Source organism: Streptomyces sp. NPDC104202, from assembly GCF_055584185.1.
This window is the reverse complement of the sequence record NZ_JBVJMN010000069.1, coordinates 23444-40129: the sequence shown is the minus strand read 5'-3', so window position 1 is coordinate 40129 and position 16686 is coordinate 23444. Positions and strand designations below refer to the sequence as shown.

13 protein-coding genes and 1 pseudogene are annotated in these 16686 nt (G+C 73.5%); 7 read left to right on the top strand and 7 right to left on the bottom strand.

Translation table 11 applies throughout. The features are described from left to right. Positions 1 to 179: 179 nt before the first annotated feature. The 3 genes from ACZ60W_RS32085 to ACZ60W_RS32075 all read right to left on the bottom strand — a co-directional run bounded on the left by ACZ60W_RS32085 (position 180) and on the right by ACZ60W_RS32075 (position 4344). Positions 180 to 1544 (bottom strand): ricin-type beta-trefoil lectin domain protein, encoded by a 1365-nt coding sequence (locus ACZ60W_RS32085; protein ID WP_469758913.1) that lies wholly within the window; start codon positions 1542 to 1544, stop codon positions 180 to 182. Positions 1545 to 1955: 411 nt separating this feature from the next. Then, entirely contained in the window at positions 1956 to 2837 is an 882-nt protein-coding gene (locus ACZ60W_RS32080) for a carbon-nitrogen hydrolase family protein (RefSeq protein WP_469758912.1), read from the bottom strand. A gap of 7 nt (positions 2838 to 2844) precedes the next feature. Continuing rightward, positions 2845 to 4344, bottom strand: a complete 1500-nt coding sequence (locus ACZ60W_RS32075; RefSeq protein ID WP_469758911.1) for an APC family permease — start codon at positions 4342 to 4344, stop codon at positions 2845 to 2847. Positions 4345 to 4461: 117 nt separating this feature from the next. Here ACZ60W_RS32075 and ACZ60W_RS32070 point away from each other — a divergent pair, with 117 nt between their 5' ends. After that, complete coding sequence (locus tag ACZ60W_RS32070) at positions 4462 to 5070, top strand: TetR/AcrR family transcriptional regulator (protein WP_469758910.1); 609 nt, start codon at positions 4462 to 4464, stop codon at positions 5068 to 5070. Positions 5071 to 5136: 66 nt separating this feature from the next. Here ACZ60W_RS32070 and ACZ60W_RS32065 read toward each other — a convergent pair whose 3' ends face one another. Further along, complete coding sequence (locus ACZ60W_RS32065; RefSeq protein ID WP_469758914.1) at positions 5137 to 6423, bottom strand: DUF2254 domain-containing protein; 1287 nt, start codon at positions 6421 to 6423, stop codon at positions 5137 to 5139. Between the two features lie 269 nt (positions 6424 to 6692). Here ACZ60W_RS32065 and ACZ60W_RS32060 point away from each other — a divergent pair. Beyond that, positions 6693 to 6773 (top strand): annotated as a pseudogene (locus ACZ60W_RS32060) (hypothetical protein); the annotation flags it as partial. A 432-nt stretch (positions 6774 to 7205) separates the two neighbouring features. Here ACZ60W_RS32060 and ACZ60W_RS32055 read toward each other — a convergent pair. Next, positions 7206 to 8711, bottom strand: a complete 1506-nt coding sequence (locus ACZ60W_RS32055; RefSeq protein WP_469758909.1) for a gluconokinase, GntK/IdnK-type — start codon at positions 8709 to 8711, stop codon at positions 7206 to 7208. Between the two features lie 257 nt (positions 8712 to 8968). Continuing rightward, positions 8969 to 9766, bottom strand: coding sequence for an alpha/beta fold hydrolase (locus ACZ60W_RS32050; RefSeq protein ID WP_469758908.1), 798 nt, complete (start codon positions 9764 to 9766; stop codon positions 8969 to 8971). 342 nt (positions 9767 to 10108) lie between these two features. Here ACZ60W_RS32050 and ACZ60W_RS32045 point away from each other — a divergent pair, with 342 nt between their 5' ends. Then, the gene (locus ACZ60W_RS32045) at positions 10109 to 10447 is read left to right on the top strand and encodes a hypothetical protein (RefSeq protein WP_469758907.1); all 339 of its coding nucleotides are present in this window, start codon (positions 10109 to 10111) and stop codon (positions 10445 to 10447) included. 35 nt (positions 10448 to 10482) lie between these two features. Here ACZ60W_RS32045 and ACZ60W_RS32040 read toward each other — a convergent pair whose 3' ends face one another. Further along, the gene (locus ACZ60W_RS32040; RefSeq protein ID WP_469758906.1) at positions 10483 to 11391 is read right to left on the bottom strand and encodes a LysR family transcriptional regulator ArgP; all 909 of its coding nucleotides are present in this window, start codon (positions 11389 to 11391) and stop codon (positions 10483 to 10485) included. Positions 11392 to 11461: 70 nt separating this feature from the next. Here ACZ60W_RS32040 and ACZ60W_RS32035 point away from each other — a divergent pair, with 70 nt between their 5' ends. From ACZ60W_RS32035 to ACZ60W_RS32020, 4 genes are all read left to right on the top strand, one after another. Continuing rightward, a complete protein-coding gene (locus ACZ60W_RS32035) occupies positions 11462 to 12085 on the top strand; it encodes a LysE/ArgO family amino acid transporter (RefSeq protein ID WP_469758905.1) in 624 nt (207 codons plus the stop codon). A gap of 137 nt (positions 12086 to 12222) precedes the next feature. Beyond that, complete coding sequence (locus ACZ60W_RS32030; RefSeq protein ID WP_469758904.1) at positions 12223 to 13404, top strand: spore photoproduct lyase family protein; 1182 nt, start codon at positions 12223 to 12225, stop codon at positions 13402 to 13404. 319 nt (positions 13405 to 13723) lie between these two features. Next, positions 13724 to 13879 (top strand): hypothetical protein, encoded by a 156-nt coding sequence (locus ACZ60W_RS32025; protein WP_469758903.1) that lies wholly within the window; start codon positions 13724 to 13726, stop codon positions 13877 to 13879. 263 nt (positions 13880 to 14142) lie between these two features. Continuing rightward, positions 14143 to 16629: a glycoside hydrolase family 9 protein gene (locus tag ACZ60W_RS32020; protein WP_469758902.1), complete on the top strand. Its 2487-nt coding sequence runs from the start codon at positions 14143 to 14145 to the stop codon at positions 16627 to 16629. Positions 16630 to 16686 lie beyond the last annotated feature (57 nt).

The following is a 16686-nucleotide window of genomic DNA, read 5'->3' as shown; positions in this document are numbered from 1 at the left end:
CCTCCCCGCATCTCATCCCTCGCCCCACGCCCTCCTCTACCCCTCCCCCCCCTCCCCCCCCCCCCCCCCCCCGGGCCGGTCGGTCCGGGGGCGGGGACCGCGGGGCGGTCGGTCCGGGGGCGGGGACGCGGGCCGGTCGGTCCGGGGGCGGGTACGCGGGGTCGGGCTGAGGGGCCGGGTCAGCCGTCGTAGGCCGCGAGGATCCGGGTGAACTCCCATGCCTGCTGTCCGATGCCGGAGCAGGTGTCGGCGCCGCCTCCGGAGCACGGCCGGTCGCGGTTGACGGACCAGAACGTCAGCCGGGCGAGGTGCCGCTGCTGCGCGTAGGCCAGGATCGTGCGGAAGTCGGCCTGGGTGATGGTCTCGCCCACGTCCGTGACGCCGTTCATCGAGGAGATGCCGGTGTGCCGGTAGGCCTGGTCGTCGCTGTAGCCGTACGCGTTCTTCACGGCGGTCTTGAGCCCCTCGGCCGCGCGGACGGTGAGGGCCCCCATGTTCTGGCCGTTGCCGCCGAAGTTGAACGGCATGATGGTCCAGCTGTCGACGGTGAGGCCCGCGGCGGCGGCCCGGTTGATCAGACCGGTGTCGGGCCCGTTCTGACCGGTGCCGAAGGTGACGTAGACCTTCAGGCCCGGGTTGGCCGCCTTGACGGTCCGCAGCGCGTCCACCGTGCGCTGCTGGACGGTGGGGCTGTCGTACGCGGCGGCCTCGATGTCGATGTCGATGGCCTTGAGACCGTACGCGTTGATCACCTTCTGGTACGCGGCGGCGAGTTCGCCCGCGCTGGAGCAGGAGCTCTCCAGCTTGTTGCCGCTCCATCCCCCGAAGGAGGGGATGACGTCGCCGCCGGCGGCCCGGACCGTGTTCACGGTCTGCTGGTCGACGCCGCCGAGGAGCGGACGGCCGCCGTCCCACTGCGGGTTGCAGTAGCCGTTGCTGAGGACGAAGGCGAGGGTGAACCACGTGACGCCGGTGGCGTTCATGACCGTCGTCGGGCTCGGCGGACTGCCCCAGCCGTTGTAGAGGTACGGGGCCACGGCCATGGCGCCGCCGGGCGCCGGCCCCGTGCCACCGGCAGGGGGTGCGGTCCACTTCTGGTTCGCCGCTCCGGTGCACGTCCATATCTGCAGGCGGGTGCCGTTGGCCGAGCTGTTCCCCGTGGCGTCCAGACACTTGTCCGCCTGCGGGTTGACGATGTCGCGGGCCGCGGTCACCGTCCATCGCTGCGCCGCGGAGCCGTTGCACGCCCAGAGCCGCACGGTCGTTCCGTCGGCGGTGCCGCCGGAGGCGACGTCCAGGCACTTGCCGAGCGCCTTGATCGTGCCGTCGGCGCCCACGTCCCAGCTCTGGGCGGCCGTGCCGTTGCAGTCGTAGATCTGGACGGCCGTGCCGTCGGCGGGGTCGCCCCCCGCGACGTCGACGCACTTGCCTCCGATTCCGGTGATCCGCCCGGCGGCGGCCTCGGCGGGAGCGGTCGCGACGGTGAGTCCGCCGGCGGCGAGCGCGAGCGCCGCCAGGGTGACGGGCAGACGGGTTCGTTGCATGAGGTTCCTCTCGGGTGGGGGCGGCACGTCGGTGCGACGTGGTGCCGGAGGAGCGCTGGACCGAAGGCGTCGTTCATGGACATGAACACCCTTCGACTTTCTGAGCGACGAAAGTAAAGGTCTGAACCAGACGCGTCAAGACGTCGAGCATTCACGCCTTGAACCCACAAGGCCGCTACACAGCACGGCAGTTGGTTCTTGCTGATTGTTGAGGTGAAGTCTTGACGACAAATGTGCGCGAGGGGCGGCCTCGGGGAAGCGGACGCGTCAAGAGGTCGCCGCCGGGCTTTCGAGTGCCGTCGTCCATGGATCGGAACGCATGTGCCGCCGCCCGCCGCCGCGGTGAGGACCGGCGGTGGCGGGCGGCGGGGGTGGGGTGTCTCCGTGGGGCCTCTCGACGGACCCTGAGGCTCAGAGGCTCTCGTCCTCGAGCCACTCCGGGGTGCGGATGCCGCCGCCGCCGTACATCGGGAGCTTGAGCGTCTCGCCGTGGCGGGCGATCTGGCTCCACGGGCGGTTGAGTCCGGTGGAGCCGTATCTGCGGACCCGGGTGACGGCGTCGAGGTCGAGGACGTCGACGAGGATCTCCTCCCCGGGGCCGGCCTGCTGGCGCACGGTGCCCTCGGGGTCGACGACGGTGCTCTGCCCGACGCCTGCGGGATCGGCGGCGTTCACGTTGACGACGTAGACCTGGTTGGTCCAGGCGTTGGCGCGGGCGCAGACGAGTTCCATCTCCCGGTCGCGCGTGGGGGTGAGCGTGGGCTGGAGGACGACCTCCGCCCCCAGCCAGGCCAGCTGGCGGACCGTCTCGGGGAACGAACCGTCGTAGCAGACGGCCAGGCCCACCCGGCCGACGCCGGGTATGTCGAACACCGTGAACGCGTCGCCCGGGACGGACTTCTCGTACGGCTGCCACGGGAACAGCTTGCGGTAGCGGGCGACGATCTCGCCCTCCGGCGAGACGGCGAGGGCGGTGTTGTGGATGCGGCCGTCCGCTGCCCGTTCGTACACGCTTCCCGGTACCAGCCACAGCCCGGTCTCGACGGCAAGGGCGGAGATCCGGTCGGTGAGCGGCCCGGGGATGGTGACGGCGGCCCGTTCGATCCAGTCGTCGGCGGCCGACTGGAGCAGCGCGCCCTCCGCCGCGAGCAGCAGTTCGGGTACGACGACCAGGCGGACGTGCGGGAACAGGGCGCGTGTCGTACGGACCTGGTCGGCGTAGCGCCGCCAGCTCGCTTCGAGGTCGTGGGGGACGGGGGTGGTCTGGAGGGCGGCGATGGCGAGCGTACGCATGGGCGTGTCAGTCCTCGACGGTGGTGAGTACGGCGACCGTGGAGCGGCCGTGGCGGAAGAAACGGGGGAAGCGGGTGCGGGCGACGGCCAGGGCGACGGCCCCGGCGGCGAGGGATCCGGCGCCGAGGAGGAAGACCCCGCCGACGCCGTGGAAGGAGGTGCTGCCGTAGGACGGGTCGTACATGTCGTGCGCGCTGCGGCCGAAGGCGGCCAGCATGGTCACTCCGCCGAGCAGGGGCAGGACGCCGCGGAGCAGCAGATCGCGGGGCGAGTCGAGCAGCCGTCCCCGGAAGTGCCAGACGCAGGCGAGGGCCGTGGTGCCGTAGTAGCAGGCGATCAGCAGTCCGATGCAGAGGATGGCGTCGCCGAGGAAGTCGGTGGAGACGGCGGTGAGCAGGACCAGCAGGCAGGCCGCGGTCCCGCCGGCGAAGAGGGTTCCGAAGCCGGGGGTGCGGTGGCGGGGGTGGACGCGGGCGAAGGCGGCGGGCAGGGCGCCGTGGGAGGCCATCGACAGGGTGCCGCGCGAGGAGCCGACGAGGCTGGTGAGCAGGGCGGAGACCGCGGAGACGCACACGGCCAGCTCCATCGCCTTCCCGAGGGTCGGGCCGAGGACCGGCGTGGCGAGCGTGGAGAGGACGTCGGCCGCGTTCTCGGGGTTGCCCAGACCGGTCCCGGTGGTGCCGGTGCCGGCGAAACCGATGGCCGCGAAGGCGGTGAACAGGTAGGTGCCCAGCAGCACGAGGGTGGAGATGACGGCTGCCTGACCGGCGACGCGCTCTCCGTCGCGCGTCTCCTCGTTGGCGGTGATGAGCGCGTCCCAGCCCCAGTAGATGAAGAGGCACAGCATCACCGCTTCGGCGAACGGGCCGAACCCGGAGAAGGCGAAGGGGTCGAGCCGGTCCAGCGACGGTCCTGTGGACTCGGGGCGGGCGAAGGCGGCGGCCCCGAAGCCCAGCAGGGCGGCCAGTTGCAGTCCGAGCAGGGCGTACTGGACGGATGCCGAGAGCTGAAGGCCCCGGTAGGCGATCGAGGTCACCGCCGCCATCAGGGCCAGCGCGGTGAGGGTCACGGCGGGCGTGCTGTCCGCGAGCGAGCGAAGGCCGAGCAGCCGGAGCAGGTAGGCGGCGCCGACCTGGGAGAGGGCCGTCATGGCGAGCGCCGTGGCCGCCTGGACCACCCAGCCGCCGGTGAGCCATCCGGCCGACGGGCCGAACGCCCGCGTCGTCCACACGAAGGTGGTGCCGCAGTCCGGCATCGCGCGGTTCAGCTCACGGAAGGCGAAGGCGGTGAGCAGGATGGGGACGAATCCCAGCAGCAGCGCGGCCGGGGCGAGGTCCCCCACCGTCAGCGTCACGAAGCCGAGGGTGACGGCGATGCTGTAGGCCGGCGCCACGCACGAGAGACCGAGGGTCACGGAGGCGAGCAGGCCCACCGATCCCCCGCGGAGCCCTTTGTCCGGGGCCGGCTCCGGCCCGGTTCCGGCCTGGACGTCCGTCGGATTGCGCATGGTGCCTCCGTGAGTCGCAGTTTGTTAAACGCAGATTTAAGACATGGGTCGCTGGCAGGTCAATAGAAGACGGGCTATCGTTAAATTCTGTTGAAAGGTGTAGAGGAGAGGGTGGGAGTGGCCGCACGGAAGGGCAGCAGCAAGGAGGCCCGTCGGGCCGAGCTCGGGAAGGCGGTGGAACGCGCCCTGGTGGCGCGGGGTCTGGAAGGGCTGCGCCTGCGCGACGTCGCGGAGGAGGCGGGCGTCACGCCCGCCGCCGTGCTCTACTACGGAGACCTCGACGCCCTGGTCCACACGGCCTACCAGCAGGCCATCGAGCGTTACAGCCAGGAGCGGGAGCGGGCCGCGCAGCACTTCTCCGACGCGCGTCGGCAACTCGAGGCGTGCATCGACAAGGGCGTCGCCGAGGGGCCCGACGACACCCTGACCCGGCTGCTGTTCGAGTACTGGCCCCGCTGCCTGCGCGATGCCAAGGCGGCAGCGCTCGACAGCGCCCTGACGGAGCGCCAGATCGCCGTCTACTCGGGGATCCTCGTCCTGGGCCAGGCCCAGGGGCACTTCACGCTGCAGGACCCGCCGCGCCTCCTCGCGGCCAGCTTCGTCGCTCTGGAGGACGGCTACCAGATGGAGATCCTCGCCGGCCGTCGCTCCCGCGCCGAGGTGATCACGGCCCTGTACGCCTACGCCCGCGCCGTCACGGGACACGACCTGGCCGCACACCCCTGAAGCGGCCCGCGCCCCTCTCCCGGCCCCTCTCCCGGCCGCGCGCCCGCCCGCGCGTCACCGCGCGCGTCAGGAGAAGGGCTGGCCCCCGATGCCCTGGCGATCGGCGCGCTGCGCGATGGCCCGGCGGGCGGGATCGGGGAAGGACCGCTCCACCGAATCCCGCAGGATGTCCAGATGGACCCGCACCGAGGGATGCCGCGACGGCGGCAGCTCCGTGAGCAGCCCCTCCAGCATGGCCCGGAGCCTGCGGCAGATCTGTACCGACGAGCCGCCGTACTCCGTGATCTCGCAGACGGCGAGCTGGAGGTAGCCGTCCCAGTCGCGCCCCTGCAGCACGAGCCGGGCCTTCCCCCGCGCGTCGGCCAGCACGTACCGACCGGGAAGCGGCGTCCTGCCGACCAGATGCAGGAACGACTCGACGGCGTTGAGCACCTGGACCGCGGTCGTGGGGTCGTTCACCGCCGGGGACAGCGCCCGGATGGCGATGTCGACCAGCACCCTCAGGGCGAAGGCCGGGTCCTGCTCGATCGTGCGTTCCCCGCCCAGCGCGATGAGCCCGGCCACCCGCGCCGGGTCGGGTCCGGACGGCCCGCCCGCCCTGCCGTGCACCTCCACCAGCACGGCGCCCGCCGGCACGGAGTCCCCGATCAGCCGGGGCAGGACGAAGACGCAGTCGTGACGCGTCGCCTCGGCGACGAGCCCGGCCACGTCCACGGCCTGGAGGACGCCCCCCTCGGCGGCCCGGACGGGCGTGACCAGGCCGTCGGACGGCACGGAGGCGCCATCGGAGGCCGCGGCGCCCCGGATCTCCGCCACGCCCTCGGTGAAGACGGCCTCGCCCATGCGCTCGACCAGCTCCGCGATGGCCACCGGCCGCAGATTGTGGGTGAAGCGGTTGAGGTACACGAGCAGCAGCACCAGGCTGACGCCCACCGCCACACCGGCCAGGGTGACCCCCGTGTCGGGAACCGAGTCGGACTCGATCTCCCGCAGCAGCGCGAACGCGAACGCGAACGTGCCCGTGAAGGTCGCCAGAACCCCCTTCTGCAGCCGGTCCCGGTACCAGAGCCGCATGTACCGCGGCGAGAGGGTGCCCGTGGCCTGCTGCACCACCAGGACGCCGATGGTGACGACGAACCCCAGCAGCGCCACCATCGCGCCCACGATGGCGGTCAGGACGCCGCTCGCGGTCGTGGCGGAGTAGCGCCAGTCCCCGGGCAGCCAGTCCGTCCCGTCCGCCCGCAGGGCGAGCTCCGCGAGGAGGATGCCGAGCACGAGCCCGATCATCGGCACGATCCACAGGCTCGCCATGACGTACTGGCGCACGCGGAACCTGGTGGCCCAGGACGTCATCGCAGCCACGCCACGCCCCCTCACCCGGGAGTCGGGTGCTCGTCGGACACACGGGACGACGGCCCCGCACCCGCCGGGTCCGTCACCACCCCACGGTAGGGCGGTACCCCGCCCGCGCCGTGGCGGCGCCGCCGTCACCTGGGGCGATTGGGCCGTCAGGACGAGGCCGCGCCGGCGGCCTGAGCTGATCGGGTGCGTCCGGTACGCCTCGACCGCGGTGCGTGGGTGCGCCGCGCGCGGTCGACCGGGGCTGAAAGGGGTCGACGACGATGGACGACTATCCCCTGATCGAGGACCACGGCCTCATCGGCGATCTGCAGACCGCGGCCCTGGTGACCACCGACGCGACGATCGACTGGTTCTGCTGTCCGCGGTTCGACTCGCCCAGCGTCTTCGGCGCCCTGCTCGACTGGCGCAGGCGGTCGCTTCACCGTGCGGCCGGCCGCCGGCTCGTACACCACCGAACAGCTCCACCACCCGGACACCGCCGTCCTGGTCACCCGGTTCATGACCGAGGACGGGGCGGGCGAGGTCGTCGACTTCATGCCGGTGACCGGCGGGACCGCGACGGGCCGGCACCGTCTCGTCCGCATGCTGCGCTGCGTACGCGGCAGCATGACGTTCGAAGGGGAGATCGTCCCCCCGCTTCGGGCGTCAGATGGCGCATCGCACCGCACCGCCCCGTCACCTCCGGCGGGCCGCCCGACTCCGCAGCTGTTCGTACAGCTCCCGGAACTCCCGCGCGGACATGTCGCCGGACGCCGCCGGGTCCGCGCCCGCCGTCACGCGTACCCCCAGGGGCTCAGACCCCACCGCAGCACGTGCGTCCCGCCCGGCGGCAGGACGGTGAGGTCGGTGCCGCTGCGGAAGGCGTCCGGTGGACACGACATCGGCTCGACGGCGACACCGCGCCGCCGTTCGGCCTCGGGAAGGGTGTCCCCCGTGTACACCTGCACCCAGCGGGTTCCCTCGCCCAGCCACAGGTCGACCCCGTGCTGCCCGGACGGGTGCGCCAGCCGCACGACGGCCCGCCCGTCGGGACGGCGGCCGAGGCCGGTGAACGGGGTGTCCAGCGGAAGATCGCCGATCGGGCGGGCCGTACGGAAGTCGTACGGGGTCCCCTCGACGGGCTCCCTGCCCACGGGGAGGCCGCGCGCGTCGGTCCGGAGCAGGTACCGGGCGGGCACCGTCAGCACGGCGCTGTCGACGAGGTCGGTGCCGACCGTCAGATAGGGGTGCTGGCCCACGCCGTACGGCGCCGTCCGTGTGCCGGTGTTGACCGCCCGGACCGCCGTGCTGAGCCCGTCCGGTCCCAGCCGGTACTCGACGCGGACGTCGAGGAGGAACGGATATCCCGGCTGGGGACAGAGCGTCGTGCCGAGCAGTACCGAGTCGTCGGTCCGCGCGAGCGGCGTCCACAGCGTCCAGCGGAGCAGGCCGTGGATCGCGTTCCCCTTCTCCGCCTCGGACAGCGGCAGTTGGAGTCGCCTGCCGTCGAAGCGGTACCGCCCGTCGCCCACGCGGTTCGGCCAGGGGACGAGCAGCTGCCCGCGTCCGCCGGTGACGGCGGACTCCGCGGAGAAGCCGTCCAGCACGGGGCGACCGCCCACGGTGTACTCGCGCAGGGCGGCGCCGCACTGCACCACGGCCGCGCTCTGGGCGCCCCGGACCAGCCGCCACGAGGCACCCGTGGGGCTGGAGGGCGCGGGGGGCCTGCCCCGGACGGCCGGGGCCCCGGCGCCGGCACCGCCGGCCGCGTCCGCCCCGGGCAGCCGCGACAGCACCGCCGCGACGACCTCCTCCGGTGACCGGTCGATCTCCACCACATACGCGTGCTCGTCGGGCCCCGGCTCCTCGAGGTCCGCGAGCTGGCTGTCGAGGAGGTCGGCAGGGAAGAAGTGCCCGCCCCGGGCGGCCAGCCGGGCCCTCAGCAGTTCACGCGAGCCGTGCAGGTACACCAGCAGTACCTCGGGGCGCCCGGCCAGCAGCTCGTCCCGGTACGCGCGTCTGAGCGCCGAGCAGGTGACGACGGCGTGCCCGCCGTCCGCGATCACCCGGTCCATCCACCCCTTGATCGCCGCCAGCCACGGCCTCCGGTCGTCGTCCGTGAGCGGACGACCGGCCGCCATCCGCGCCAGGGCCGCGTCCGAGTGGAACTCGTCCGCGTCCCGGTACGCCCAGCTCAGCCACTCCGCGAGCAGCCGCCCCACCGTCGACTTGCCCGACCCGGCCACGCCGACGACCAGCACCATCCGCGGCCGTCCGGCCTCCGCCGCCTCCAGCGTCACGACCGCCGCACCCCGACGTCAGTCCCTGACCGGTCGTCGCGCCGCACACGGCCCCGGCGCGACGACTGCGTCGACGGCGCTGAACAGCCTGGCCCACGGGTGGGTCGTCATGACACGCTCCTCCGACGTCTGCCCGCCCCGGACGTCACCGCCCGGCGGGTCGGATACCTCCAATCTGACCCCCGTCGTCGCGCGACGCACCTCGGCGGGCCGGGACCGTCCGCGGGCCTGCGCCGCGACGCGTGCCCGCGCCCCGATCACGAGTGCGCCCGCCAGAAGCCGCGCACGGCGCGGTTGAACTCCTCCGGCCGCTCCAGACTGCTCAGGTGCCCCGCGTCCGGGATCACGACCAACTCGGCTCCGGGGACCGCTTCCTCGAACCGGTGCGCCACGGCCAGGGGCGAGCGCACGTCCTTCTCGCCCCACAACAGCAGGGTGGGCACGGCGACGGCGGGGAGCAGCGCGCTCTGGTCGGTCTCGGCCATGAGGGACAACTGGGCCCGCAGGGTCCGCGGGCGGACGTCGGCGGCCATCGCCGCCAGCAGCGGGACGCAGGAGGCGGGCGGCTCCCCGGCGAACAGCCCCGGCAGCGTCGGATCGAACGCGCCGGGCGGCGCGGCCGTCATCAGGCGCGCGCCGTCCACACGGGCCCGTACCTCCGCATCCGGCAGGGAGCCCCGCCACCCCGCATAGGTGTCGGCGAGGACCAGTGTCCGCACGAGGTCCGGATGCCGGTGGTGGAACTCCAGGGCGACCGTCCCGCCCCACGACAGACCGACGACGTGGGCCGGACCGAGCCCGAGGGACTCCACGACCCCGGCGAGACAACGGGCGTAGTCCTCGAGCCCGAACGACGGCGGCAGGTCCGATGACCGGCCCGCTCCTGGCTCGTCCCAGGCCACGAGCGTGAACGCGTCGGCCAGCGCGTCGAGTTGGGGTTTCCAGAACCGGGCGTTGTCCGCCGCCCCGTGCAGGAACACGACGAGCGGCCCTTCACCCACGCGGTCGTACGCCACCTGGACTCCGTGGACCCGCACCGTCGACGCGCCGTGCATGACTTCAGCGTAGGCCCGCGCGTGCGCGCTGTCGCCGTCGCCCGGGCGCCGCTCCGCGGCGAGGGGAGCCACCCCGGCGTGTTTGCGCCCCGTGAGGGAGGCGCGGCGAGGCCGTGCCTTCCGCCGCCCTCGCGCGAGCGGTCGTGCACTCGCGCGAGCCGTCGTGCAGGGGAGCGGGGCGCGGTGGCCGCCTTCCCGCAGGCCGTACGGACCGGTGGGTTCATCGCTCTTGTGACGAGATGCCGTAGGGGACATTCGAGTGGCCTTCGTCGCGCACCGCAACTGCCCGCAACGCACCGGAGTCGTCCTCTGCAACAGCATGACGACCGAGGAGGCACTCACGTGACTGGTTTTCAGGCTTTCATCACCGGATCCGCCGCTCTGCGGGACCTCGACCCGTACCGCTTCCCCGCCGCGCTCGACGACGACGCCCCGGAGCCCGATCCGACGGAGCGCGGCGCCGCGACCCGCGGTGACCGCCCCCAGCCCGTGACCGAGCCCCCCGCTCGCCGCTCCACGCGGCTCACCGCGGCCGACAGCCGCCGCATCGAGCTCCACGCCGCGCTCACCACGGCGGGCATCGCGCCCCACCCGGACGACCGCGACGCCATCCAGGCGCTGTCCGAGGTGGACCGCACCACCCACGTCGCGCTCCTGCGGTGGATCTCCCGCGCCATGTGAGCCGTACGACGGGCTCCGCCGGCGGCGTCGGCGCGTCACGGGCGCTGCTGGTGGAGCGACGCGGCCGCCGCCGCGACGACGATCTCCGCCACAAGGGCGAGTGACGGCACGTCGAGCTTCCACTGCTGCCAGTACAGGGGAACGTCCAGATGGGTCCCCGGCAGCACCTCCACGAGAGCGCCGGCCCGCAGCAGGGGCTCCGCCTGCGGCTCCGGGACCAGGCCCCAGCCGAGACCGGCCGCGACGGCGTCGCGGAAACCCTCGGACGTGGGGACGTAGTGCCGGAACGGACCGGCGCCCGGGCCGTCCGGGGCGAGGGAGCGGAGGAACCGGTCCTGCAGTTCGTCACGCCGGTCGAAGACGACGACCGGAGCGTCGGGCAGGCGGCGCTCCACGGGCCCGTCCGTCAGGTGGCGTTCCACGAAGTCCGGCGTGGCCGCCGGCAGGTACCGCGCCAGCCCGAGACGGCGGACGGTGCAGCCCGCCACGGGCTCCGCGGAGGACGTGACCGCCGCCATCACCTGCCCCTCGCGCAGCAGCTGCGCGGTGTGGGCCTCGTCCTCGCGGTGCAGCTCGAAGCAGATCGGGGGGCTCTGCGGCACGCGCGTGAGGGCCGGCAGGAACCAGGTCGCCAGGGAGTCGGCGTTCACGGCGATGGGCAGCCGGGCCGGGCCGGTCGCGTCCGTGATGCCCAGCTCCGTCCGCGCGTCCCGCTCCAGGGCGGCCATCCGGCGCGCGAAGCGCACGACCACCTGCCCGGACTCCGTCGGCCGCACCGGTTTCGTCCGCATCAGCAGTACCCGCCCGGTGCGCTGCTCCAGGGCCTTGACCCGCTGGCTGACCGCGGACGGCGTCAGGTGCAGGGCCGCGGCCGCGGCGTCGAAGGTGCCTTCGTCGATGACGGCCAGCAGCGTGCGCACCTGGTCGTGAGGGAGCTCGGTCATCAGCACAGCTTAAGTCGGGTAAGAATCTTTATCTGTACTGATGGTCCGCGTGGTCCTTATCGTCCGACCCATGAACAGCGGCATCTTCCCGGCGGCCACGGCCGGGTTCGGTACGGGTCTCTCCCTCATCGTGGCCATCGGCGCGCAGAACGCCTTCGTCCTCCGCCAGGGGGTGCGCCGTCAGGCGGTCCTCGCGGTGGTCGGCATCTGCGCCGTCTCCGACGCACTCCTCATCGCCCTCGGCGTGGCCGGACTCGGCGCCGTGGTCACCGCCTGGCCCGCCGGCCTGACCGTCGTCGGCCTCGCGGGCGGCGGCTTCCTCGTCTGCTACGGCGTCCTCGCCGCCCGCCGCGTCCTGCGCCCCGCCGGAGACGCCCTCGCGACCGGGGGCACGGCCGCCGGAACCGTACGGGCCGCGGTGCTCACCTGCCTCGCCATGACCTGGCTCAACCCGCACGTCTACCTGGACACCGTCCTGCTGCTCGGCTCGGTCGCCGCGGACCGCGGCTCGCTGCGCTGGGTCTTCGGCCTCGGCGCCATGCTCGCCAGCCTCACGTGGTTCGCCGGCCTCGGCTACGGCGCCCGGCTCCTCGGCGGCGTCCTGGCCCGCCCCGCCGCCTGGCGCGTCCTCGACGCCCTGGTGGCCGTCACGATGCTCGCGATGGGGATCATGCTGCTCGCCCGGACGGTCTGAGCCCGCCGCGGGACGCGCGCCCCCCCGACGGGCCGTCGATCGTCCGGGCCGCTCCGTAGACTGGGCCCTCGTCCGCGAGCGGCCGACCCTCGGCCGCGGGCCGGTAACCGGCGGCGGAGACGGGGCAGTGGCTGGGCATGAGGCGGAACACGGGAAGCGCGGGCGACGACGCGGACGGGCTCTTCAGCATGGGCGACCTCATGGCCGCCGCCGAGCCCGCCGACGCCACGGGCGGCAGGTCGTTCCGCGACGGCCCCGAGGCGCGCAGGCTGCTGGACATCACGGAGATCCACGCGGAACCCGCCGCCGCGGAATCGTGGCGCGGGCGGCAGATCATCGCCCGCTTCCCCGACGCCCGCCTCGTCGCGACGGACTCCCACTGGCGCATTCCGCACCTGCACGGCAACGAGGGGAACGTGGCGCGGTGGGTGCGGACCAAGCGGGAGGTCCTCGTCCTGGGCGAGCGCAAGTCCGTCGGCGTACGGCCCAACGGCCGGTCCGCCGACTGGATCGCCCCGGGCCTCTCCAACGGCTGCGCCATGGCCTGCGCGTACTGCTACGTCCCGCGCCGGAAGGGGTACGCCAATCCCCTCACCGTCTTCACCAACGTCGACCGGGTCCTGGGCAGCCTGGGACGGCACATCGCGGCGGCGGGCCGGAAGAGGGAACCCAACCAGTGCGACGCCGACGCCTGGGTGTACGACATCGGCGAGAACGGCGACTGCTCGGTCGACGACCTCGTCAGCGACAACACGGCCGACCTGATCCGCGCCTTCCGGCACTGGCCCACCGCCAAGGCGTCCTTCGCCACCAAGTTCGTCAATCCGGATCTGCTCCTGCTCGATCCGAGGGGCCGTACCAGGATCCGGTTCTCGGTCATGCCGCCCGACGACTCCAAGCTCCTCGACATCCGGACGAGCCCGGTTCCGGAGCGCGTCGCCGCCGCGGCGGACTTCCTCGACGCCGGCTACGAGGTCCACTTCAACCTCTCCCCGGTGGTGATCCGGCCGGCCTGGATCCAGGCGTGGGACGAACTGCTCCGCGCCATGGACGACACGCTCCCGCGGCGGGTGAAGGACCAGGCGGCGGCGGAGATCATCCTGCTCACCCACAACGAGGACCTGCACCAGGTCAACCTCGGCTGGCACCCCCGCGCGGAGGAGGTCCTGTGGCGACCGGAGATCCAGCAGCCGAAGCGCTCCGAGAACGGCAGCTGGAACGTCCGCTACCGCAACGAGACCAAGGCCCGGGCCGTGGAGGAGATGTCCCGCCTCGTCGCGGCCCGCGCGCCGTGGCTGCGCGTGCGCTACGCCTTCTGAGGGCCGTGCACCGGCGGTGGGCCGCCGCCCGCCGGCATCCCCGCTCCGTCGCGGAGGCATGATCCCTCTCGGAGCCCCCGCGCCGTCTCGAAGGCCGTGCGGGAGAAATCTTCCGCAGGGCGTGTGTGGGTGGGGACGACGGGGGTAGGCGGAGCCTCGGAGCGCAATGGGACTGCCTCTGGACCCAGGCTCGCGGTCGTTTCCCCTGCCGCGGACCCTGGGTCATGTGACCGCCCCGCCCCGGTCCTGACACCGGTGCGGGGCGGTCGCCCTGTCCGCGTGCGGTGCGGGACGGTCAGGGCGTGGGACGCGGACCGCGGTGACCGCGACCGTCGTGTACCGGAGCGTGGCATGGCCGCCGGGCCCCTCGACGGCACTGTTCGCCGACCGGTCCGCCGAGCCGCCTCGGGTCGACGGGCTCCGCCGCATGGTGAGCGCCGTCGTCGCCGGCGCCCTGCCGGCGCCCCGGCCGTGACCCCGGGGCCGTAGCGGGGGGTGCGGCGGGAGCCGTGGGGAGTTCGCGGCGGTAGGCGGTAGGCGGTCGCTGGTCAGCGGCCCGCGGAGACCGGCGACCGGCCGCCGGTCGACCGCGACCTTGGGACCGCGCTTCGTCATCAGCTGTCCCCGGATCGGCAGCCTTTGCCGACCGCTCTCTTGACGGGACACGTACAAAGCTGGCTTCATGGCGGATGGGAGCGCTCCCATCCATCCGTTCCCATGCGTGGAAGGCCCCCACCCTTGCCAACCGTCATCTTCCGCGGCGCCCACCGCCGCGTGGCCGCCGTGCTCACCGGCCTCGCTCTGGCCGCCGGTGCCCTCACCGCCACCGCGTCCGCGGCGGACTTCGCCGGCGGGGCCGCCGGCGTGGCCCTCGCGGCACCCGCCGACTTCCCCGTCCGCGTCAACCAGCTGGGCTATCTGCCCGACGGGCCGAAACGCGCCACCCTGATCAGCACGGCCACCGCCCCGCTCGCCTGGCAGTTGCGCGACGCCTCGGGCGCGCAGGTCGCGTCGGGTGCGACGACGGTGAAGGGCGCCGACCAGGCGTCCGGCCAGTCGACGCACCTGGTGGACTTCACCGGCTTCACCGGCACCGGGCCGGGCTTCACCCTGGTCGTCGGAGGGCAGGCCAGTCACCCGTTCGACGTCTCCGCCGCGTTGTACGACGGCATGCGCGCCGACACCCTGTCGTTCTTCTACCAGCAGCGCAGCGGCATCGCGATCGACGCCGGACTGGCGGGTGGTGCGTACGCCCGCCCCGCCGGCCACCTGGGCGTGGCGCCGAACAAGGGCGACACCAGCGTGCCCTGCCAGGCCGGGGTGTGCGACTACCGGCTGGACGTCCGCGGCGGCTGGTACGACGCCGGCGACCAGGGCAAGTACGTCGTCAACGGCGGCATCGCGACCTGGCAGCTCGTCAACTCCTTCGAGCGAGCCCGCCGTTCGGGTGGCGACGCCGCCCTCGGCGACTCGACCCTGCGCGTGCCCGAGCGCGGCAACGGGGTCCCGGACGTGCTGGACGAGGCCCGCTGGGAGCTGGACTTCCTGATGCGGATGCAGGTCCCGGCGGGCAAGCCGTCGGCCGGCATGGCGTTCCACAAGATGCACGACGCCGAGTGGACCGGTCTGCCGACGCGGCCCGAACTGGACGACAAGCAGCGCGAGTTGCACCGTCCGTCCACCGCCGCCACGTTGAACCTCGCGGCCACGGCCGCACAGTGCGCCCGGGTGTACGCGCCGTACGACTCCGCGTTCGCAGCCAGGTGTCTGGACGCGGCACGCCGGGCCTGGACGGCCGCCAAGGCCGGCCCGAACGTGCTCGCTCCTGCGTCCGACAACGCCGGCGGCGGGGCGTACGAGGACGCCGACGTCTCGGACGAGTTCTACTGGGCCGCGGCCGAACTGCTCGCCACCACCGGCGAGGCGCAGTACCGCGACGCGGTGACCTCCTCCCCGCACCACACCAAGCCCGCCGACGCGTTCTGGTGGGGCGGCACCGCCTCCCTCGGGCGCATCACCCTCGCCACCGTCCCCGGCGTGGCCCTGCCGGCCGACGACCTGACCCGCGTCCGCGGCCTGCTGACCGCCGCCGCCGACGGCCACCTGTCCACCATGGCGGCCGGCGGGTACGCGGTGCCGCTCCCCGCCACGGGCTACGGCTGGGGCTCCAACAGTGCCGTCTCCAACAACGCCGTCATGCTGGCCGTCGCCTACGAGATCACCGGCCGGCAGAGTTACCGCGCGGGCGCCCTGGAGTCCCTGGACTATCTCCTCGGACGCAACGCCCTCGACCGCTCCTACGTCACCGGCTACGGCGAGCGGGCCTCCGAGAACCAGCACCACCGCTTCTGGGCCCACCAGAACGACGCCTCCCTGCCGCACCCTCCCGCCGGTTCCTTCGCCGGCGGACCGAACGCCGGGCTCGACGACCCGGTGGCCAAGGAGCGGCTGAACGGCTGCGCCCCGGCGGCCTGTTACCTCGACGACATCGGCTCGTACTCCACCAACGAGGTCGCGATCAACTGGAACTCCTCGCTGGCGTGGCTGGCGGCCTTCGCCGCGGAGCGGCAGGGCACCCCCGCGGCGCCCGCGGTCCAGGTGACACCCACCGCCGTGACCGTCCCGGAGGGCGGCTCGGCCCCCGTCGCCGTCAGGCTGTCGGCCGCCCCGGCGCAGAACGTCACCGTGACGGTGGCCCGCACGGCGGGCGACCCGGACCTCGCCGTGGCCCCGGGGGCGACGCTCGTCTTCACCCCCGCCGACTGGGCCACCGCTCGGCAGGTCCCGGTGTCCGCGGCGCAGGACGCCGACGCGCTTGCCGGCAGCGCCACGTTCTCCGTCGGCGGTTCCGGCGTGGGCGCGGCGACGTTCACGGCGACGGAGGCCGACGACGACACGGCGCCGCCCTCGGCGTCCTGCGCGGTGACCTATCGCGTCGACAACGCCTGGGGCAACGGCTTCACGGCCACCGTGACCGTGAAGAACACCGGGACCTCGGCGATCTCCGGCTGGACCCTCGGGTGGGGCTTCCCCGGTGACCAGGCGATCACCAGCGCCTGGAACGCGACGGTGAGCCAGTCGGGCGCCACCGCGACCGCCCGGGACGCCGGGTGGAACGGCGCTCTCGCCCCCGGCGCCAGTGCCTCCTTCGGATTCCAGGCCACGTACTCCGGGACGAACGCGATCCCCACCCGCTTCACCCTGAACGGCGCGCTCTGCTCCTGAGCCCCGCGCGGCCCCTGCTCGCCGGTCCGCTTCGGGACGGCGGGCAGGGGAGCAGGG